Source organism: Campylobacter coli, from assembly GCA_039516895.1.
GTDB lineage: Bacteria > Campylobacterota > Campylobacteria > Campylobacterales > Campylobacteraceae > Campylobacter_D > Campylobacter_D coli_B.
In genome coordinates, this window is the sequence record CP154437.1 from 1,570,297 (window position 1) to 1,592,172 (window position 21,876).

The following is a 21,876-nucleotide window of genomic DNA, read 5'->3' on the forward strand; positions in this document are numbered from 1 at the left end:
AAAAAAATGCAAAGAAAAAGAATTTATAATCCAAGTTCAAATGAAACATTGACAGATCGTAAAGTTTTTAGCGGAAATCCTCATGGAATTTTAAATTTTACAAAAGCAAAATACACTTGGGCTTTAAAATTATGGGATTTAATGGAAGCAAACACTTGGTTTCCAAAAGAAGTAGATACAACTAAAGATGCATTAGATTATCGCTGTAATTTAACTGCAGGCGAAAAAAGAATGTATGATCTTGTTTGGTCTCAGCTCATTTCTATGGATAGCTTTCAAACCAACAATCTAGCTGATAATATCAATCCTTACATCACTGCTCCTGAAATCAATGCGGTTTTAGCACGCCAAGCTTATGAAGAAGCTAATCATTCAAAATCTTATGCGGTAATGGTTGAAGCCATTTGTGATAATACGGATTTAATCTATGAAATGGAAAAACACGATGAAACCTTGCGTGAAAAAAATGATTTTATTTCAAGCATCTATGAAGAATTAGCTGGCGATGTGGATGATAATAAACTTCTTTTAGCAATGGTAGCAAATCAAATTTTAGAAGGAGTATATTTTTATAGTGGATTTACTGCGATTTACGCGCTTGCAAGAGCAGGTAAAATGCTTGGTTCTGCTCAAATGATTCGTTTCATTCAAAGAGATGAAATCACTCATCTTTTACTCTTTCAAAATATGATTAATTCAGTTCGCAAAGAAAGACCTGATTTATTTAACGAAAACAATATCAATAAAATTTACGATATGTTTAAAAAAGCGGGTGATTTAGAAATCAAATGGGGAAAATATATCACTCAAAATCAAATCATGGGTTTTACAGACGATATTATAGAAGAATACATCCACTATCTTGTAGATCAAAGACTTGTGGCTATCAATCTTGATAAAATTTATAATGCAAAACACCCTATCAAATGGGTAGATGATTTTTCTAAATTTAATGATCAAAAAAGCAACTTCTTTGAAAGTAAGGTTACAAACTATTCTAAAGGTAGTATAAGTTTTGATGATTTTTAACTTTCTTGGAAATTGACTTTGATGAAAAAAGATTTTTACACAAAACCAAACAACACCCTGCTTTGCGATTTTTATGAATTAACCATGATGCAGGGTTATTTTCTAAATGGTTTTGAAAACAAAATAGCTTATTTTGATATATTTTTTAGAAAAATTCCTGATAATGGTTCTTTTGCTATATTTGCAGGACTTGAGGATATTTTAGAATTTGTATCTTGTTTGCATTTTGATGAAGATGATATAGCTTATTTACGCTCTCAAGGGATCTTTAAAGAAGAATTTTTAAGATATTTGAAAAATTTTAAATTTAAGGGCGAAATTTATGCCATGCAAGAAGGCGAGATCATCTTTCCTAACGAACCTTTGATGATTATCAAAGCCAATGCTATTGAAGCACAAATTCTTGAAAGCTTTTTACTTTTAAGTATCAATCATCAAAGCCTAATTGCTACAAAAGCCAATCGTATCATAAGAGCGGCTAAAAATCTTAGCGTGCTTGAATTTGGTACACGAAGAGCCCATGGAAGTGAAGCAGCACTCAAAGGAGCAAGAGCAGCTATAATAGGAGGTTGCAAGGCTAGTTCTTGCACACTTGCTGGAAAAAATTATGGCATTATGACAAGTGGGACTATGGCGCATTCTTGGGTACAAATGTTTGATGATGAATTGAGTGCTTTTTGTCGTTATTTAGAACTTTATCCTCAAAATCCTATCTTACTCATCGATACTTATAATTATAAACAAGGGTTAGAAAACGCGATCAAAGCATTTAAAAAATTTAAAATCAAACAATGCGGTGTGCGTATTGATTCTGGAAATTTAGAAATACTCAGCAAAGAAATTCGTGCCATTTTAGATAAAAATGATTTAAAAGAATGCAAAATCATCGTTTCAAATTCTTTAAATGAAAAAAGTATAGACAAACTACTTAAAAATAATGCACCTATCGATGCTTTTGGAGTGGGTGAAAAACTCATCACTGCTTCAAGCGATCCTATTTTTGGCTGTGTTTATAAACTCGTTGCCATAGAAGAAAATAAACTCATCACGCCTAAAATCAAAATCAGCGAAGACAAGCAAAAAACAACTCTTCCACATTTTAAAAAGCTTTTTAGAATTTATGATAAAAACACTCAAAAAATGCTTTTTGATGAACTTTATATCTATAACGAAAAATTACCTCAACTCGATGAAAATTTAGAAAGAAAAGAACTTTTAAAATGTGTGTTTAAAGAAGGTAAAATTCTTAATAAACAAAAAAATGTAGAAGAAATCGCTCTATATACAAAAAGTCAAATTTCAAAGCTGAATGAGAAATTTCTTGATTTTAACAACAAAGAAAAATACAAAATCAAACTCTCAAAAGACTTAACCAAACTAAGACAAAATTTTACAAATAAATAATGCAAAAAATTTGCTAATATAGCTCAAATACCCAAATTTACCTATTTAATTCAAGTAAAATAGATAAATTTGAGCTTCTTATAAAAACATTATCGCATTTTCAAATTTTAAATCAATTCAAAAAATCATTTTTAAATTCAACATAATTTAAAGCAGATTGTTTTAAAAATGCCACTTCTTCATCACTTAGTTCGCGTACAAGTTTTGCAGGATTTCCAAGTATGAGTGATTTGGGTGGAAATTTCTTACCTTTGGTTACCACACTTCCTGCACCCACTATACTATCATCCCCTATAGCTGCATCATCCATAATCACTGCATTCATCCCCACAAGCACACGAGAGCCGATCTTGCAAGCATGGATTACGCAATTATGCCCTATGGTAACATCATCTCCTATGCAAGTAGGAAAACCTGCATCTTTTAAACTTCCATCTTCATTAAACTCTCTATGCCACACATGAATAGTGGTTAAATCTTGTATATTTGTTCTTTTGCCAATTTTAATAAAATTAACATCGCCTCTTAAAACACAATTAAACCATACACTGCTTTCATCACCGATCTCCACTTCCCCTATAATCTTAGCACCCTCTGCAACGAATACATTTTGACCCAAATTTGGAATTTTATCTTTAAATCGAATAAGCATTTTTATCCTTTTTTATTTTTAGTATAACCAAAATATCAATAAGAAAAACAAAATTTTTAGTTTTTAATCAAATTTTGAAACTTTATTCGTTACAATTTGCCATTTATGAGGAGAAAAAATGAACGCATTTGAGCAAAAACGATGTCAAAGTATGGCCGAAGAAATCGCACAAAAAGTATTTATCAATGAAGAACTTTTTAATGCTTTTTGTCAGATTCCACGCGAAATTTTTTCTCCGCTTAAAGCTCATGCTTATCGCCTTGATGCTTTGCCTTTGGCTAATTCTCAATGGATCAGTTCTCCTTTAACCGTAGCTAAAATGACTATGGCTTTAAATTTTAAAGATGCAGATAGTGTCTTAGAAATAGGCTGTGGAAGTGGTTATCAAGCAGCGATTTTAAGTAAGGTTATAAGGCGTGTTTTTACCATAGAACGCATAGAAAATTTAGCCAAAAAAGCAGCACAAAGCTTTAGAGAACTAGAGCTTTTTAATATTAATGTTAAATTTGAAGATGGGCAAAATGGATGGAAAAATTATGCACCTTATGATAGAATTTTATTTTCTGCATATACAACGCAAATTCCTGAAATTTTACTCGATCAGCTAAGCGATGGGGGCATACTTGTAGCCCCTATTTTGCACAATGGTAAACAATTTATCACACGCATAACCAAAAATGGTACTCATTTACAAAAAGAAATTCTAGAAGAATGTCTTTTTGTACCCATAGTAGATGGAAAAGAATAAATTTTTATCAATAAAAAATTTATTCAAAACTTTTAAAAACCTTTCTTAGCTTCTCACTCATTTCATCTATATGGCTTTTTTCTATGATTAAAGGAGGTAAAAATCTCAAATCATTCTCCCCACAACTGATAAGCAAAAGAGAATTTTCTTGACATTTTTTAATCACCTCAGCTACTTTTACACTTTTATCAAGACTAAGCCCTTGCATAAAACCCAAGCCTTTTCTTTTTTTACAAAAACTAAATTCTTTGATAAGATTTTCCAAGCTTTGCTCTAAATAAGGCGTAAGTTTAGAAACATTTTCTAAAATTTTTTCTTTCTTAAAAATTTCAAAAACCGCATTAACACCTGCACAAACTAAAGGATTTCCTCCGTAAGTGCTTCCATGATCACCCGCTTCTAGGGATTTTTGTGCTACTTTTTCGCTCACTACAAAAGCTCCGACACTAAGCCCACATCCCAAAGCTTTAGCAGAAGTCATTACATCAGGTAAAATTCCTGAATGCTCGTAAGCAAAAAATTTACCACTTCGCCCCATGCCGCATTGAATTTCATCAGCGATTAACAATATATCTTTTTCATCGCAAAGCTTTCTTAAAGCCTTGTAAAAATCTTTTTGAGCAGGATTGACACCGCCTTCTCCTTGCACACTTTCTAAGATAATAGCACAAGTTTTTTCATTGACTAAGCGTTCTACACTTGAAAAATCATTGTATTTTGCAAATTTAACACCCGAAATTAAAGGCTTGAATGGTTTTTGGTATTTTTCATTAGCGGTTAAAGATAAAGCTCCTAGTGTTCTTCCATGAAAAGAATGTTTAAAGGCTATGAAATTTCCACCCTTGATACCTTTATTAAAAGCATATTTTCTAGCAACTTTCATCACTCCTTCTATGCTTTCTGCCCCTGAATTTGTAAAAAACACACGCTCTAAGCCACTCGCTTTAGCTAAATGCTTGGCTGCTTGGGCTATGTTTTCATTATAATATAAATTGCTAGTATGTAAAAGTTTATCAACTTGAGCTTTAATCTTAGCATTAAATTCAGCATGGTTATATCCTAAAGCACACACACCTATACCACTTGAAAAATCAAGATATTTTTTACCCTTATCGTCTAAAAGATAAACCCCTTCTCCACTTTCTAAAACAATATCAAAACGCTTATAAGTAGGGATAATATGACTTTGCTCTTTATAATTCATTTTCATCCTTTAACCCACTAAAGTCCCAATACCCTCATCGGTAAAAAATTCAAGCAACAAAGAATGCTTCACGCGTCCATCTAAAATATGCACTTTCTTAACTCCACTTTCACAAGCATCTATACAAGATTTTAATTTTACATGCATACCACCTTGAATTTTATCAACCAAGGCTTTTGCTTGAGTTATAGAAATTTTAGAAATTAAAGAATTTTTATCTTCAAAATTCTCATAAAGCCCCGCAGTATCGGTTAAGAAAGCAAGTTTTTCAGCCTTTAAAGCTTTGGCAATAGCACAAGCTGCATCATCGGCATTGATATTGTAAGTATTGAAATTTTCATCCATTCCAATAGGGGCTATTATAGGCAAAAAATCTTTTTCTAAGAGATCTTGCAAAATACTTGAATTTACCTTTTGTATCTCACCTACAAAGCCTAAATTCTTATCCTTTTGCACGCATTCTAAAAGCCCCCCATCCTTGCCACAAAGCCCTATAGCTTTAACGCCTAAATTTTGCAAGCTGTGGACTAAATTTTTATTGATATAATTTAGTACCATACTTGCTACTTCTGTTGTGGCTTGGTCACTCACCCTAAGTCCGTTATTAAACTCACTTTTTACGCCTAATTTTTCGCACATTTTAGAGATATCTTTACCCCCGCCATGAACGATAATAGGCTTTAAGCCTACAAGCTTTAAAAGAGCTATATCTTGCATCACACAATGTTTAAGCTCCTCATTTTCCATAGCTGAACCGCCGTATTTTATAAGTATAATTTTTGAGCTGAATTTGCGTATATAAGGCAAAGCTTCGATTAAGACATTTGCTTTTTCTAAATATTTTTGCATGATTTAACCTCAAACATTAAAACTGGTTTGATTGTGAGAATTGAGCGATAAATCATAATAATTCGCATCTTCTCTTAAGGTAAAACCATAATGCTTCCAAAATTCATTGCCCAAATCATTGCTCTTAAAGGCTATCAGTGCAATTTTATTAATCTTCTCAGATTTTAACGCCTCAAGACAAAATTTTGTCATTTCATGGGCTATACCCTTTTTTCTGTGATCTTTATGCACACACACATGATAAAAGCCTCCTGTGCGTCCATCGTGTCCACAAAGTATACTTCCAACAATTTCTTGATCAACCACAGCTACTGCACTAAGATTTGGATTTCTATCTAAAAATCTTTCTATATTTTCTTTACTATCATCAATCGATCGAATTCCAAAGCCTTTGATATCACACCAAAGCTTGTAAACTCCTTCATAATCACTTTTTTGCATTGCTCTAACTTGCAATTTTTATCCTTTACAAATTTGCAAAGAATTTAAGTCCTTCATCTTCATCAAAATCAAACATTAAATTCATATTTTGAACAGCTTGTCCTGCTGCACCTTTGATTAAATTATCAATAGCACCTAAAACAATAACACGATTTGTGCGTTCATCGATGCTGAAATTTATATCCGCAAAATTGCTTGATTTAACCCACCGAGTCTGCGGAAACGACTGCGGCGGTAAAAGCCTTATGAATTTCCTGTCTTGATAATATTTTTGATAAATTTCACGAATTTCTTTTTCACTTACAGAATGTTTTAAATTTGCATAAGCAGTAGTTAAAATTCCCCTTTGCATAGGTACTAGATGAGGAGTGAATTGTAAAGTGATTTTCTCTCCTGCTGCATAGCTTAAATGCTCTTCGATTTCAGGGGTATGGCGGTGTGAAGCTAACCCATAAGCTTTGATATTTTCATTTACCTCACAAAAAAGATTTTCTACTTTTGCACTTCTTCCTGCACCGCTGACTCCACTTTTTGCATCGATAATCACCGAATTTAAATCAATCATTTTTTCTTTAAAAAGCGGATAAAGACTGAGTATAGAGCAAGTAGTGTAGCAACCAGGGTTTGCGATTAAATTTGCATTTTTTATCTCTTCTTGATAAAGCTCACAAAGTCCATAAACTGCATTTTTTAAAAGCTCTTGATTAGGATGAGTAAATTTATACCAAAGCTCATAATCTTTAGGATTTTTAAGACGAAAATCAGCACTTAAATCTATGATTTTCATCTTTTTTAGCAAAGCTTCACTAAAAAGCTTAGCGCTGAATTCATGCGGAGTGGCAGTAAATAAGACATCAAGTTCAAGTTCATCTAAATTTTTATCCTCAAAAATTAAATTTAAAGGAGTGTTGGGATAAAGCTTCATATAGCTTTGCCCCACACTTGAACTAGAACCTATATAGGAAATTTCTACTTTAGGATGATTCAGTAAGATACGAACAAGCTCATTGCCTGCGTATCCACTTGCTCCTAAAATTCCTACTTTTAATCTCATTCTTAGTCCTTACTGAATTTCAAATGGCTTAATTATAAACAAAAAATGCTTAAAATAACACTTATGGGTTTATAAAATTTGATAGACTCTTACAAAAATACTCATATATCTCAAAAATTATCGCAAAGTTTTGATTTTTATATAAAGGCAATGAATGCTTAAAAATTACCATTATATAAATGCTTTGGATTTTAATCTTTTAATGGATTTATAAATTAAATATTTTTTTTGAGTATGTATAATTGTTCGTGTATATGAATGGAACGATTTTTAAGATTGCGAGAGGCTCTAAAAGTCGGGTATTTTTGCTCTAGAATTTGACATTTACCCAAGCTTTGTAAACGCTTTAGAAATTTTTCTTTTTTTACAAAGCCCTCGCAATTATAAGAAAGTAAAATGATTTTAGCTCTTAAATCACTAATAAGCTCAAACAAAGCGTCCTCTGCTTGCTTTTCTTTATTGAAAACACTTCGGTTCCAATCTCTTGGTATGCCAGAAATCTTTGAAATTTCATCAGGTCTTTGATAATTTGCAATCAAATTAAGCATAAAATAATTTGAGCTATAAGGATGTTGATTATAAGGAGGGTCAAGATAAGCCACATCGATATTTTCAAGCTCTTTTGCAAGTAAGTTAGCATCCTTTTGCACCACTTCAAATTCACAAGAAAAATTTGAAAAAATAGGCATTTTAAGCTCGATATCACCTTTGATACGCTTTAAGGCATTTTGCGCCTCTCCGCCAAATTTACCCACTCCATCTCTACCCTTATAAAAACCCTTAAAAACTCCACTCGTATTTGAATGCACGCTTGCTTCATAGATTAAAGGTGCTATGAAAAAATGCTTTAGCTCTTCAGGAATTTCCTTTTCAATTTTTTGTCTTAAAGTATCAAGATATAAAGCATTTTTAAGAGTATAAAAAACGCGTTCGTCCTTTTGGATACAAGATTCATTTTTTGGAGCATAGAGTTCACTTATAAAGCCTGCTTGAAATTCTAAATTTTGAGTTAAAATTTTATGATAATGTTTTAAAAGTTCGGTTAAATTTTTATCTTTATTAGAAAGATAACATTTATTGATGAGTTTGGAATAATTTTCTAAATCATTAGCGATAATAAAATGAGAATGTGCTTTTGCAAAACGGCTTACAACGCCTGAACCACTAAAGACATCACAAAAGCTAAATTTATCTTGATTGAGTTCTTTTTTGGCTACTTTAAAGCCCTTATTTAAAAATCCTAAAAGCGCTCTTTTGTTGCCCAAATAAGTAATGATTTGTTCTTTTAAAAAAGAGGGATTTTCTTTCAAACTTTTTACACCTTTAAAAGCCTATCTGCAAAAACAGATTAAGCTTTTTTTGGAGTTACAAGCATATTAACATAGCGTCCTTCAAAATTTGGCTCTTTATCACGATTAGCATCATTTTCTATCATGGCCCAAATTTTTTCAAGCAGAGCTACGCCTGCTTCAGGAGTCGCCATTTCACGCCCTTTTAAGAACACACGAAATCTCACATGCTTACCTTGTTCTAAAAATTCTAAAGCATGTTTTACTTTGTAATTTATATCATTTTGAGCGATTTTCACAGAAAGCTTGATCTCTTTTATATCGATCACTTTTTGTTTTTTCTTCGCTTCTTTTTGTTTTTTCTCTTGCTGATAACGGAATTTTCCATAATCCATAATCTTACAAACAGGTGGCTTTGCATCTGCAGCTATCATTACAAGATCAAGTCCTAAACGATTTGCAATCTCCAAAGCTTCATCACTGCTGATAATGCCATATGCCTTGCCATCATCACCTATACATCTGATTTCGTCCGCTCTAATTTCTTCGTTGAGCAATACTTCTTTTTCTTTACTCAAAAATGTACCTCACTCATTTTCTCCTTAACTAAGTTGATAAATTCTTCCAAGCTAAGATTTTTTTGCTCCTTAGCTCTTCTATCTCTTAAAGCAACGCTTCGCTTTGCCACCTCTTCATCGCCTAAAACTAAAATCATAGGCAATTTTTGTTTTTCAGCAGTACGAATTTTCTTACTTAAACTCTCATTTTTCTCATATACTTCGCTATCGATATTTAATTCTAGCAAGATTCTTTGAATTTCCTTCGCATAAGCAGCATGAGAATCAGAAATCGGCACTATACCTACTGCAGTTGGTGCGATGAAAAATGGGAATTCCCCTGCACAATGCTCGGTTAAAATTCCTATAAATCTTTCAAAAGAACCCAAAATCGCACGATGAAGCATTACAGGTTGCTTTTTCTCATTGTTACTATCTGTGTATTCTAGCTTAAAGCGTTCAGGAAGATTAAAATCTACTTGTATGGTACCACACTGCCATTTTCTTTTTAAGGCATCAGTGATTTTAATATCAATTTTTGGTCCATAAAAAGCACCACCGCCTTCATCAATGCCGTATTTTAAACCTTGCTCATCTAAAGCTTCTTTTAAGGCTTTAGTAGCTGTATCCCAAATTTCATCATCGCCTATAGCTTTAGCAGGTTTGGTTGAAATTTCCATCTCATAACTAAAGTCAAATAATTTCATCAAATTATCAACAAAAGCTAAAATTTCAAGCACTTGCTCTTTGATTTGGCTTGGCATACAAAAGATATGTGCATCATCTTGAGTGAATTCTCTTACTCTAAAAAGTCCATGTAAAACACCGCTTTTTTCATGTCTATGCACTACGCCGTATTCAAAAAATTTCAAAGGCAAATCACGATAACTTCTTACATCGCTTTGATAGATTTTAATGTGTCCTACACAATTCATCGGTTTTATACCGTATTCTTGCTCATCAATTTGCGTAAAATACATATTTTCTTTATAATTTGCGTAATGTCCGCTAATCTTCCACGCATCTGCTTTTAAAAGCTCAGGCCCACGCACAGGCTCATAACCACGCAAACGATGAATTTTATAAAGCATTTGCTCTAGTTTTGATCTAAGTCTTGCACCATTGCTTAACCAAATAGGAAGCCCGCCTCCTATCTCATCATCAAAAGTAAAAAGTTTAAGCTCGGTTCCTAATTTTCTATGATCGCGTTTTTTGGCCTCTTCTATAATCCTTAAATGCTCTTTTAAACTCTCTTTATCCGCAAAAGCAGTACCATAAATACGCGTAAGCATTTCTCTTTTTTCATCACCACCAAGATAAGCTCCTGCGACACGTGTAAGTGCAAAATTGCGTAAAAATTTGGTATTAGGTACATGAGGACCGCGACAAAGATCTTCAAATTCTCCTTGTTTATAAATACTTACTTTTCCATCAGGAATGCGGAGTAAAACTTCTTGTTTTAAATCATCATCTTTAAATTTAGCGATCGCTTCACTTTTTGTGATTTCGTATTTTTCGATTTCTTGTTTGGCCTCGGCGAATTCTTTCATCTTTTTTTCAATTTTTACTAAATCCTCTTCACCGATTTTAGAATTCACACGAAAATCATAATAAAAACCATCCTCTATCACAGGACCTACAAAAAATTTTGCTTCAGGATATAAACTTTTGATTGCTTGTGCCATTAAGTGTGCGCAAGAATGGCGTATCACCTCTAAACTTTGTTTAGAATTATCAAAATAAATTTCTTTTAAATCGCTAGAATTCTTACTTTGAGAATCGACTATTTTTTCATCATCTAAGTATGCAATAATTTCTTTTTCCATAAATTTTTAACCTTTTTTGCTCACTGACCCTGTGAGTGTTTGTAAAGTTCTAATTTTAGCTTTCTAAGACTTAATTTTTTTTGAAATTCAGCTTATTTTTAAAAAAATCTTAGAATAATTTAATCTTTGTTTATAACTTAAACTCGCTTCCAGCATTTAAAATACCGCTATAATACAGATAAAAAAATAAAATTCCCAATACTATCCTATAAATTCCAAAAGGAATAAAATCAAATTTTGAAATAAATTTTAAAAAGAATTTAATCACAAAAACCGCTACCACAAAAGCTGTGATAAAACCTATACTTAAAGGGATTAAAGCATTAGCATTGCTAAGAAGTTCAGGTTCTTTATAAATATTATAAGCAGTTGCAACTATCATGGTAGGTATAGCAAGCAAAAAGCTAAATTCAGCTGCTGTTTTACGGTTAAGCCCTAACAAAAGTCCACCTATAATACTTGCCCCACTCCTTGAAGTACCCGGAATCATTGCTAGAGATTGGATAATACCTATAAAAAAAGCTTGTAAGAAACTTATCTTTTCTAAAGAATTGGTTTTGTATTCTTTATTTTTATGAGCTAATTCGATAACAATAAAAACAATACCACCCAAAATAAGCATCGCAACCACCACATAGCCATTAAAAAGTTCTTTTAAGTACTTATAAAGCACAAGTCCTATGAGTCCTGTGGGAAAAAAGCCAACTGCAAGCTTAAACCAAATATCAAATCCTTTAAAAAGTTTACGCCAAAACACAAAAAGCACTGCTAAAATCGATCCTAGTTGTATAATGATTAAAAAACTTTTCCAAAATTCATTAATATCAATACCTAAAACAGTTGTCCCTAAAATCATATGTCCTGTAGAAGAAACGGGTAAAAATTCAGTCAAACCTTCAATGATTCCAAGTATTAAAGCATGTAAATTATCCATAATTTTCCTTAAAACAAAAAAAGAATTCTACAAACTTTTTTTAAACACGACAAAAATACAAAAGCAATTTCTTAAAACAGATGATGAAAATAAACTATTCATATATAAAAAAGCTGATTTGTCTTAAATTTCATTTCTTCTTTTGCTGAGTTTGATAAGAATGCAAGTATAATTTATTATAAATCAACGAAATTTTCTACCCTTAATCAAGATATAAAAAATAAACCAAGAAGAATTTTATAAAAAATTTAAAATCCTTCTTTTAAATACTCTAAATTCTAACGAGTTTTAACAATGCGCTTTATAAAATAAAGTACTACTCCTATGAAAAATACCAAACCTAATAATTCATTATTATGTATATTTAAAAAGCTTAATTTCAAAGGACTTTCACTTCCGCCCATGCTAACAGAAAAAACAGTAATCGCGGCTATAATAACGCCAAAAATACTCTCCCCTACGATAAGTCCTGAGGCAAATAAAATCCCTTTTTGTTCATGAGTAGTTATTTTTTCACTTTTGTGGGAATTGTTTTCATATTTTTTTGCTAAATATCTCATCACAAAATATTTTAAAATTCCACCGATTACCAAAGGGATATTTACAGATGGTGGCAAATAAATACCAATGCCCACAGCCAAAGGTGGCAAGGATAAATTGCCATTTTTTCTTAGTATCTTATCTATAATAATGATAAATATACCTATAACTACTCCAAATGTTATATAACTCCACTCTATATTATGATTAAAAATTCCTTGTGCTATGGTACTCATTAAATTTGCTTGAGGAGCTGCAAGCGCAGATGAAACATCCATACCCTCTCTTGGCATAGCCCCAACAAAACCATAAGCTTGATAAAGTAAATTTAAAACAGGAACTATAGCTAAAGCTCCAAAAACACAACCTATGAGCAAAGCAACCTGCTGTTTCCAAGGGGTAGCACCCACTAAATAACCTGTTTTTAAATCTTGCAAATTATCGTTTGAAATAGCAGCGGTTGCTACAATTACGCTTGTAGTAAAAATAGCCAAGGCGATAGCAAATTTAGAAAGCATAGGATCATCAAATAAATTTGCACCCAAAAGTAAAATAACCAAAGATGAAATGATAATCCCAATAAGCCCAATTCCTGAAATAGGAGAAGATGAAGAACCCACAAGTCCTGCCATATAGCCACAAGCTGCTGCTACAAAAAATCCTATCAACACAGCAATAAAAGTTCCAACAAAGGCAAATAAAATTTGATAATAACTATTTAAATTTGCATCCGATACAAAACTATAAAAAGTAATAAAAAGTCCTATAGTTAGGATTATAAAAAGTATAAAAATACTTTTTAAAGAAAGATCTTGATCGGTGCTTTCTTGGCTTTTTGTATTAGAAATTGTAACATTTTTAATAATTTCTTTAATTCCACTTATCACGGGTTTTAAAAGCTCTATTAAAGTCCAAAGTGCTGCTATAGCAATTGCTCCAGTACCAATAAGTCTAACCTTAGCTGCCCAAACACTAGAAGCAAGTTCACTAGCATTTTTCACACCATCAAATTCAAAACTTGAAAGATAAGGGGTAAAAACTCCCCATGCTAAAAACATCCCTACAAAAAGTGCTATAGCACCTGCCAAACCTACTAAATATCCTGCTCCTAAAAGTGCTAAAGAGTATCCTGCTGAAAAACCAAAGGCCATTTTATTCCAAATAAAAGCCAAACTGCTTTCACTCGCAGCAAGTTTAAAACCATTGCTTAACAAACTAAAAAAAGCAGCTATAAAAGAACCCAAAGCTATTTCTTTTATGCCTTGCTTGCCTTTTTTATCGCTTTGATCTTTATTAGTCACTTTTAAAATTTCAGCTGCTGCCCTACCTTCAGGATAAGCAAGCTTGCTTTCAACCACCATAGCTTTTCTTAAAGGTATAGTAAAAAGCACTCCAAGCCCACCACCACATAGACAAACCATAAAAGTTTGCCATAAAGGAAATTCACTCCAATATCCACACATAAAAAGTCCTGGGATTACAAAAATAACCGACGAGAGTGTTCCCGCTGCTGAAGCTTGGGTTTGAACCATATTATTTTCTAAAATATTAGAAGTTTTAAAAAAAGCCAAAACCGCCATAGAAATAACAGCTGCAGGAATAGAAGATGAAAAAGTAAGTCCTACTTTAAGTCCTAAATACACATTTGAAGCTGTAAAAATCACAGTTAAAATGCTTCCCAAAAGTAAACCACGTAAGGTGAGTTCGGGCAAAGAGTGTGTTTTTTGCATATTCTCTCCAATCATTTCATCATAAATTCTCTATGATGATAAATTTTCAAAAAATAATACAAAAAAAGTCTTATATTTTTATAAATTTTTAAAATTTATAAAAGAATTATTTAATCTCAAACCAAACTGTATCTTGTTCACCACTTTGAGAAATAATAAAAAGTTGATATTTACCTTCTTTTAAATTTAAATTTTGTGTATTTTCATTTCCCTCATAAATAAGCTTTTGATTTAAATACCAAAAAAGCTTCTCATTATTTAAATTAGCTACTTTTGCTACAAGACCTTTCATTCCATTTAAATCTTTGGCTAAAATAAGTTTTAAATTATCTTTAGGATAGATGATATTAACACCCTTTTTGCTTGAAAATTTAAAATTCCTTTGCTGAAAAAAATGGAGTGCATAGGCAGGTAAATCAAGCTTTATAAATGCTTTTGCATCTTTAAAATGAATATCCTTAGAATCAAGCTCCTTACCTTGATACTCATAAACTTTTTTCAAAAAAGGAGAAGTTCTTAAAATATTTGCCTCTTTAGGATATAAAGTATGAATATAACTTGTATTTAAATTCTCATCATATCTATACTTGCTAATACTATCTAACTTGATAGTCATCAAATCATCAGAAGGTGCAAATTCCAAATCCACCTCATCTAAAAGTCCTAAAATTTCGAAAAGCAAATCTCCTGCTATACTCACACCATATAAATTTGCATTTGCTTCACCGTTGAAATTTCCCACCCAAACTCCTAAGGTATATTTTGGAGTTGCACCTATAGCCCAAGCATCTTTTCTGCCATAACTTGTGCCCGTCTTCCAAGAAATAATTTTTTCTTTATTATAATTTTCCAAACCCACTCTTTGAAGTTCTTTCATTGCTTCTAAGGTTAAATACGCGCTGCCTTTGGAAAACATTCTTGTTACTCCGCTTAGATTTTCATCTCTTATAAAAGAAAGATTGGCAAGTTCTCCATAATTTGCTAAACCCAAATAAAGTTTTACTAGATCCTCAAGACTCAATTCTTTAGTTCCTAAAATAAGTGAAAGCCCATATCGCTTGTAATTCTCATCTTCAAAATTTAAAAAAGTCTTTAATTTATAAAAAAATTTTTCATAACCATAATCTTGCAAAAGCGATACAAAAGGAACATTTAAAGATCTTTGTAAAGCTTCTCTTGCACTGATTATTCCATAATATTTTTTATTTGCATTTTGAGGATTGAAATTAGAAAAAAAGGTTGGAACATCAAGTAAAATTGACTCCGGTGCGATAATACCTTCATCAATACTTAAAGCATATAAAAAGGGTTTTAAAGTAGAACCCACACTGCGTTTGGCGGTATTTCCGTTAATTTGTCCTAAATTTACCATATCATAAAAATCTTGAGAACCCACATAAGTTAAAACTTTACGTGTTTTAGTATCGGCTAAAATAATGGCTAAATTTTGTATGCCTTTTTGTTGCAAAGTATAAGAAAATTCTTTAGCCTTTTTTTCGATTTTAAGTTGAATTTTTTTGTCTATACTTGAAAAAATTTCTTTATTATCATCATTTAAAAGTCTTAAAGCAAGATGGGGTGCGATATTTTTACGAGGCTTAAAATTTGGCAAAGGTTCTTTTAAGGAAAGTTCATAAATATCTTTATTGATTAACTTTCTTTCATAAAGCTTTGCTAAAAGTTTATTGCGTTTATTTAAAAGTTTTGTTTTATTTTTTTCTAAATTAATAAGCCCTGGTTGATTAGGTAAAATTGCGAGCAAAGCGGCTTGAGCCCAAGTTAAATCTTTGGGATTTTTATCAAAATAAAACAAAATAGCAGCCTCATAACCTACTAAATTCCCACCATAAGGAGCATTGCTTAAATAAAGTTTTAAAATCTCGTCCTTGCTAAAGGCATTTTCTAAAGCAAAACTTTGTATGATTTCATTGAATTTATTAAAATAAGTTCTATCTTTTTTATCCCAAAGCTTAATCGTTTGCATACTAATAGTACTTGCACCGCTTCTTTGAGTAGAATTAAAATTATTTACAAAAGCCCGCATTAAAGCTAAAAAATCTACTCCAAAATGTGAATAAAATTTCCTATCTTCATAATTAATCACAGCGATTTTTAAACGCTTAGGAATATCAGTGCTTTTAATATGCCATTGCTCTTCATCATTTAAAAAAACACTTAAAATTTCGCCATTTTTATCGTATAAAATCTTACTATAACGGCTTTTAAAATCATCTAGCAAGGTATTTTTATCAAAAGAAAAATATACATAAAAAACATAAGCAAGAAAAAAAAGTAGCAAAAAGCTAAAAATTTTTAAAGCATTTTTCATTTTTTATTTAGCGTTTTACAACTACTTTTTCACTTTCGCTTAAGGCTCTATAAGTATCATCATACATCGCTTCTGCATAAGCACCACTTAAAGTATAACTTCCTGGAGTTATGGCATTAAGTTTTATATAAAAATGATGTGTGCGATTTTTATTTAAACCAAAAAACCACATGATTTTATCATCTCTAACATCAATAAAATCATAATTTGAATTTTTAACAAAACTTGGAGTATTATCATCTAAAAGTGTATTGCTCACTTCCCAACCGCTTGGTAAAATTTGTGTTAAAGCGATATTGGAAACATAATTTGCACCCTCGTTTAAGCTCACTGAAATTCTCATATAAAAGGTTTGACCAGAACCAATCTCACTAGGACTGATTTTATTGCCTTTTTCATCATAAAAAGCACGATCTAAACTGATTTTATTACTAAAAGCTGGGTTTTCACTCGCTTTTACACCTTCTACCCCAAAACTTACAAATATATCTTTATTGGCACTTACAATGGCTTTTTCATCATTAAAAGAAAAAATTTGCATTTGGTTTTGATTGATGGTATAGGCTTGATCGTCTATTTTTAAAGTTGCGTCCATAAAATTTTCATTCATATTTTCCAAATTTGCACCCATGGCTAAAGCATATAAAGCATAGCCTGTACTTTGTGTGGATAAATAATCTTTTGAGAGTAAAGTATCGCTGATTTTTTGAAGTAATTCTTCATTATTAGTACCATAAATTTGTTTATAAGCATTTGCAATAATAGCCTCATCTCTTACCAAAGAACCATAAGTATAGAAAGAATATTTAGAATCAGGCTCTATGGAAATCTTACTTGCAATCTGTTTTGCAGTGTCTTCAACGCCTGCAAGTTTATATGCTGCGGCCAATTGCCACTTGGCTTCGGTGCTTAACGTGTTTAAGTTATCATAGAGTAAATTCATCTCGCTGATATTAGGTTTTTTTGCCATAGCCAAAAGATATAATGAATTTGCTTTTATATCCATCATATAATCGCGATATACACTTTTTTGAACAAAATTTTGCTCATATTTTAACCATCTTTCATACATAGAATCAGGCACAAAATACCCATTTTGCTTCGCCAAAATCAAAAACATTCCCGCATAATTACTTCCCCAAGCATTGCTTTCATCTCCTCCTTGCCAATAAGCAAATCCTCCATCAGCAGTTTGAAAATTACTATAACGCTCAATGGCTGCATTGATATTATTGATCGCTTTTTGCTTGTCAAATTCCGTGCTAAATTTATCTAAAAAAAGTTGTGGCAAAACTGCTGAGGTAGTTTGTTCTATACAGCCATAAGGATAATTTAATAAATACTTAATTCTTTTATCCATATCTAAAATAGGTGTAGGCGAAAGCTTTAAAGTTGCATTTGTAGTCCCTAAAATATAATCTTTTATAATAAATTCTTTACTTTCCCCTGCTTTAATCAAACTAGTATTATTTTCATATGTATAAGCATTGATAGGCTTGATATCAATTTCGATTTCATTTTTATAAGTATAATCTTCACTTTTTAATTCAAATTCTAAAAGCTCTTTGCCAATCCTATTATCACTTACATTTGCATCCATCATCACTTCTAAATTAGTAGCACTTTTAAAGTCTATGGTTTGAGTATCTGGACTGATTTTTATAAGAGAATTTTTACTTCTTACGCTCAAAGTTGCATTTTTAATACGATTTTCTGTTTTAAAAATTTGAGTTAAAAGGGTGAAATTATCACCTATTTTTAAAGTCCTTGGCAAAGTTTCAAGCATCACAAGAGGTGCGCTTACTTGTATATCCTTAGAAACGCTGCCATAAGCGTCCTTTTCATTAGCTACAACCATCACGCGAACCGAACCCATATAAGAAGGCATTTTAAATTTAAGTTTTGCAAAACCTGTTTCATCACTTCTTGCAGGAGTATTAAAAAGCGCTACAGGCTTAAAACGCTGTGCACTATCATCGCGATTTTTATCTACTCTTAAACCCCCTAAAACACTATCACCTCCAGTAAATTTAGGGATAATTTGACTATAAGTATCATAAGTTTTTAAAGTAAAACCTGTTTTTGCATAAAAACCTTTCCAAATATCAGGTGTTTTAAAATCCGTTAAATCAAGAAGTCCTTCATCTACAATAGCCACGGTATAATTAAAAGCTCTTTTATCTTTACTTTGAATTTCTATCTCAAAATCACTATTAGGTAAAATTTTATCAGGAGTTTTTAATTCTAAATCAAGCTTTGTATTTTCATCTTCTACATACAAAGGAATTACACCAAAAAGTCTTAGAGCACGATCATTATCAATTTTATTATAATCTTGAAATAAACTCACACTTACATAAATATTTGGTGCGTATTCTTTTTTCATCGCCAATTCTATACTCGTGCTTTCATCTTGAGTATCCATCACAAAACGATCAATAATCTTAGAATTAGAACTTAAAGTTATAAGTGCTTTAGCTCCTGCAACGCTTTCAAATTCTATTTTTGCACTTTGCCCTATTTTATATTTATTTTTATCACTTTTAATTTTTAAAGAACTCACTACATCAGCATAGCTTGGCTCTCCCCAAGAGCTTACATAAAAACTTTGCCCTGTGCTTACCTCACTTTCTTTATCTATAAGCTCAATAAACATTTGCCCATAATAATTACTGGTATTAAAGCTAAATTTCATAGGCTCACTAGAGCTAGTAAGCTCCCCTTTTTCAATAAGTTTGGTATTGGTATCTTGTTTGATAGAGCGCAAAAACTCATCATAAGAATCATAATCCCACCACCAATAATAATCATTTTGATAAATTCTATACTCTAAAGTCTTGCCTGAAACTAATTTTTCTTTCAAATCGCTTACAATAGCATAAAAATCAATCGTTTCTCCCTCAGATACATAAGAATTTGCCAAAGTTTTCATTCCTACAAAATAATCATAACGATTTAAATTTACATCCTTAACAGCTTTTACAGATCTGCCACCTTTTTCAAAAACTTCTGAAACAATCCTTGCATTAAAATTATAGCCTTGAGAATTTAAAATATTTTCAGGAATTTCAACACTTGATTGCACCCTACCCTTTTCATCCAAATTTCCTTTATCGTCAGCACTTGCGCTGATAATCAATGAACTTGGATTAGTAAAAATATAATCTTTATATTTAGAATTATGATAATTTTTTGGAGAAAAATATACAACACTTTGATATTTTAAATTTGAAGCTAAAGCCCCGAAAAGATATTTTGAAGAAAGCTCGTAGCTTAAACTCCCATCATCTAAACTTCTATTTTCATCAGCATTTAATTCTACCTTGATACGATTTGGCACCACACTTTGGACTAAAATGTCTTTACTAAATTCCACCCCAGCGATATTAAAATTCGCCCTATAAAGGCCATTGATGGCATTTTTATCTAAATTAATTTGCGTATAGTAAATATCATTTTGACTTTTTAAAATTTGATTTTCTATGATTTTTTGATTTTTAGGATTGATTAAAGTAAAATTTATAGGGTGTTTGAGTGGATTTGTATTTTCTCTTGCAACCACACTTAAGTGTACACTATCGCCCGCTCTATAAACTCCACGATCTGTGTAAATAAATGCCTTTATCATCTCATGATTTTGATCCCCCTCTACATCATAACCATCTGTGGATAAAGGATTGCTAAATCTTAAAACACTGATTTGATTCTCTTTACTTGCTAGAATATAGAGTATTTCATCATCTTCTTGAATTTGAAATTTCGCATCTCCATTAGAATCAGTATTTTGGCTTTGTAAAATTTGATTTTGCTTACTTACAAGCTCTATTTTTACATTTTCCAAAGCTTCATTTTTGCTAAAGTCTCTTGCATGAACTACAAGCTGTTTATTTAAATTTTGCGCACTTAAAGCGATATTAGAAAAAATGAGATTTTTACTGACACTAGCTTTATTTATAATACGATATACATTTTCACCCTTATAATCAAGATCGTTAGCATCAACACTTAAACTCACTGAAAAAATTCCACTTTTACCTTTTAAATCACTTAAATCTAAAGCGCTACTTATCCAAGTATTTTTTTGATTTTTAAGTTCTATTTTTTTATCGATGACTTTTTTAGCAACATAATTAAAACCATCTGAAGAATAAAACGCTTCTTGCGTACTATCATCTTTTTTACCCACCAAATTTTTATAACGCAAATACTCGCTTATATTATTTGAAAAAATTTGACTCACTTTTAAATGAATCTTTTTAACATTGCGTGATTTAATATAAACTTGATATTCTGCCCCACTAGGTAAAAATACCCCATCATTTGCAAAAACAAGACTTGGATCTAAGTCCTTTTGTAAAGTAATATTTGCTTCTTCGCCTTTATTGATTAAACCTTGATTTGATTTTAAACCTTTTGCGATTTTAACTTGATACTTTTCCCCTGGCTCAAAATTAGCTGAAATTTTAAGTTCTTTTCCCACGCTCCATGCTCTAAAATTAAGCTCGGGTGAAATTTGGATAAAATCTTGAAAAGCTTGATTTTCAGCTAGTTCTTTAGAAAATTTTAAAGTAGCAATTTGATCTTTTTCTTCTGCGCTAATGAGTCTAAAATCATTATCTTTTGGCTTACTAGGAATTTGAAATTGAAGTACTTTAGCTTCTTTAAAACCCATGATTTTTTCATCATAAGTTAAAACAAGTTCTTGAGGCTTATCTAAAAGCTTGATATCATCAGTATCAAGACTAAATTCACCCAAGTTAAAGGCCAATTCTTTGCCATCTAAAGTGATTTTTAAGCCCTCTTGTGTTTTATCTTTAAATTGCCAATTATAAGTGTTTCCAAAGCTATAATTTAAATGCAAATAAGCTTTTTCTTCATCTTGCTCTAATTTAGCCTTATAGGTAAAATTTTCTATCCATCCTGTTTGAAATTCTAAAACAATAGGAATATTTTTATAAATAAATTCTATTTTATAATTTTGATTGGCCTCTAAATAAGTTAAATCTAATAAAAATCTAGAATCTGATGCTTTTGTAAGTAGAATTTTTGAATTTTTAGAATTGATTTTTGCATCAATACTCATTTCATCAAAATCAACAATTGCTTCTTTAAATTCGACAAAAACTGCTTCATGATTTTTTAGAAGTCCTTGAGATTGTGCACGAATTAACTCGCTTGAATTTTTATTTTTTTCACTGCTACACGCAATCAATAAAAAAGATAAAATCAAACCAACCAATATATTTTTTAACATTAATATTCCTTTGAAAAATTGAACTACAACATTATT

The 21,876-nt window shown here is 31.4% G+C and carries 15 protein-coding genes; 3 read left to right on the plus strand and 12 right to left on the minus strand.

Annotated features, from left to right (window positions below; translation table 11 throughout):
• The first annotated feature begins 6 nt into the window (after nucleotides 1-6).
• A complete protein-coding gene (locus tag AAID94_07965; GenBank protein ID XAK23761.1) occupies nucleotides 7-1,029 on the plus strand; it encodes a ribonucleotide-diphosphate reductase subunit beta in 1,023 nt (340 codons plus the stop codon).
• Nucleotides 1,030-1,050: 21 nt separating this feature from the next.
• Nucleotides 1,051-2,433: a nicotinate phosphoribosyltransferase gene (locus AAID94_07970; GenBank protein XAK23762.1), complete on the plus strand. Its 1,383-nt coding sequence runs from the start codon at nucleotides 1,051-1,053 to the stop codon at nucleotides 2,431-2,433.
• A 112-nt stretch (nucleotides 2,434-2,545) separates the two neighbouring features.
• Here the strand turns inward: AAID94_07970 and AAID94_07975 are convergent, their stop codons facing one another.
• Nucleotides 2,546-3,085 carry a gamma carbonic anhydrase family protein gene (locus AAID94_07975; GenBank protein ID XAK23763.1) on the minus strand — a complete coding sequence of 180 codons (540 nt, stop codon included), beginning with the start codon at nucleotides 3,083-3,085 and terminating at the stop codon, nucleotides 2,546-2,548.
• 118 nt (nucleotides 3,086-3,203) lie between these two features.
• Between AAID94_07975 and AAID94_07980 the strand changes: the two genes are divergently transcribed.
• Complete coding sequence (locus tag AAID94_07980) at nucleotides 3,204-3,833, plus strand: protein-L-isoaspartate(D-aspartate) O-methyltransferase (GenBank protein XAK23764.1); 630 nt, start codon at nucleotides 3,204-3,206, stop codon at nucleotides 3,831-3,833.
• Nucleotides 3,834-3,852: 19 nt separating this feature from the next.
• On the opposite strand, the gene AAID94_07985 is transcribed toward AAID94_07980, so the two are convergent.
• From AAID94_07985 to AAID94_08035, 11 genes are all read right to left on the minus strand, one after another.
• Nucleotides 3,853-5,043 (minus strand): aspartate aminotransferase family protein, encoded by a 1,191-nt coding sequence (locus tag AAID94_07985; protein ID XAK23765.1) that lies wholly within the window; start codon nucleotides 5,041-5,043, stop codon nucleotides 3,853-3,855.
• 3 nt (nucleotides 5,044-5,046) lie between these two features.
• The gene (gene argB / locus AAID94_07990) at nucleotides 5,047-5,886 is read right to left on the minus strand and encodes an acetylglutamate kinase (GenBank protein XAK23766.1); all 840 of its coding nucleotides are present in this window, start codon (nucleotides 5,884-5,886) and stop codon (nucleotides 5,047-5,049) included.
• A gap of 9 nt (nucleotides 5,887-5,895) precedes the next feature.
• Nucleotides 5,896-6,342: an N-acetyltransferase gene (locus tag AAID94_07995; protein XAK23767.1), complete on the minus strand. Its 447-nt coding sequence runs from the start codon at nucleotides 6,340-6,342 to the stop codon at nucleotides 5,896-5,898.
• A 10-nt stretch (nucleotides 6,343-6,352) separates the two neighbouring features.
• On the minus strand, nucleotides 6,353-7,381 hold the full coding sequence (gene argC / locus AAID94_08000) for an N-acetyl-gamma-glutamyl-phosphate reductase (protein ID XAK23768.1): 1,029 nt from the start codon (nucleotides 7,379-7,381) through the stop codon (nucleotides 6,353-6,355).
• A gap of 215 nt (nucleotides 7,382-7,596) precedes the next feature.
• Nucleotides 7,597-8,691: a DNA adenine methylase gene (locus tag AAID94_08005; GenBank protein ID XAK23769.1), complete on the minus strand. Its 1,095-nt coding sequence runs from the start codon at nucleotides 8,689-8,691 to the stop codon at nucleotides 7,597-7,599.
• A gap of 38 nt (nucleotides 8,692-8,729) precedes the next feature.
• Nucleotides 8,730-9,248, minus strand: coding sequence for a translation initiation factor IF-3 (gene infC / locus AAID94_08010; protein XAK23770.1), 519 nt, complete (start codon nucleotides 9,246-9,248; stop codon nucleotides 8,730-8,732).
• Nucleotides 9,245-11,053, minus strand: a complete 1,809-nt coding sequence (gene thrS / locus AAID94_08015; protein ID XAK23771.1) for a threonine--tRNA ligase — start codon at nucleotides 11,051-11,053, stop codon at nucleotides 9,245-9,247. Before thrS ends, infC begins: the two co-directional genes overlap by 4 nt.
• Nucleotides 11,054-11,183: 130 nt before the next feature.
• Complete coding sequence (locus AAID94_08020) at nucleotides 11,184-11,987, minus strand: undecaprenyl-diphosphate phosphatase (GenBank protein XAK23772.1); 804 nt, start codon at nucleotides 11,985-11,987, stop codon at nucleotides 11,184-11,186.
• Nucleotides 11,988-12,265: 278 nt separating this feature from the next.
• Nucleotides 12,266-14,257, minus strand: a complete 1,992-nt coding sequence (locus AAID94_08025) for an oligopeptide transporter, OPT family (protein XAK23773.1) — start codon at nucleotides 14,255-14,257, stop codon at nucleotides 12,266-12,268.
• 106 nt (nucleotides 14,258-14,363) lie between these two features.
• Nucleotides 14,364-16,586: a penicillin-binding protein 1C gene (gene pbpC / locus AAID94_08030; protein ID XAK23774.1), complete on the minus strand. Its 2,223-nt coding sequence runs from the start codon at nucleotides 16,584-16,586 to the stop codon at nucleotides 14,364-14,366.
• Nucleotides 16,587-16,593: 7 nt separating this feature from the next.
• Complete coding sequence (locus AAID94_08035; protein ID XAK23775.1) at nucleotides 16,594-21,840, minus strand: MG2 domain-containing protein; 5,247 nt, start codon at nucleotides 21,838-21,840, stop codon at nucleotides 16,594-16,596.
• Nucleotides 21,841-21,876 lie beyond the last annotated feature (36 nt).

What these genes read in the sequence shown, in the direction of transcription:
- argB (XAK23766.1), bottom strand. Translation starts at nt 5,886, where the DNA reads ATGCAAAAATATTTAGAAAAAGCAAATGTCTTAATCGAAGCTTTGCCT.
- AAID94_07965 (XAK23761.1), top strand. Translation starts at nt 7, where the DNA reads ATGCAAAGAAAAAGAATTTATAATCCAAGTTCAAATGAAACATTGACA.
- pbpC (XAK23774.1), bottom strand. Translation starts at nt 16,586, where the DNA reads ATGAAAAATGCTTTAAAAATTTTTAGCTTTTTGCTACTTTTTTTTCTT.
- AAID94_07975 (XAK23763.1), bottom strand. Translation starts at nt 3,085, where the DNA reads ATGCTTATTCGATTTAAAGATAAAATTCCAAATTTGGGTCAAAATGTA.
- AAID94_08020 (XAK23772.1), bottom strand. Translation starts at nt 11,987, where the DNA reads ATGGATAATTTACATGCTTTAATACTTGGAATCATTGAAGGTTTGACT.
- AAID94_07980 (XAK23764.1), top strand. Translation starts at nt 3,204, where the DNA reads ATGAACGCATTTGAGCAAAAACGATGTCAAAGTATGGCCGAAGAAATC.
- argC (XAK23768.1), bottom strand. Translation starts at nt 7,381, where the DNA reads ATGAGATTAAAAGTAGGAATTTTAGGAGCAAGTGGATACGCAGGCAAT.
- thrS (XAK23771.1), bottom strand. Translation starts at nt 11,053, where the DNA reads ATGGAAAAAGAAATTATTGCATACTTAGATGATGAAAAAATAGTCGAT.
- AAID94_07970 (XAK23762.1), top strand. Translation starts at nt 1,051, where the DNA reads ATGAAAAAAGATTTTTACACAAAACCAAACAACACCCTGCTTTGCGAT.
- AAID94_08025 (XAK23773.1), bottom strand. Translation starts at nt 14,257, where the DNA reads ATGCAAAAAACACACTCTTTGCCCGAACTCACCTTACGTGGTTTACTT.
- AAID94_08035 (XAK23775.1), bottom strand. Translation starts at nt 21,840, where the DNA reads ATGTTAAAAAATATATTGGTTGGTTTGATTTTATCTTTTTTATTGATT.
- AAID94_07985 (XAK23765.1), bottom strand. Translation starts at nt 5,043, where the DNA reads ATGAAAATGAATTATAAAGAGCAAAGTCATATTATCCCTACTTATAAG.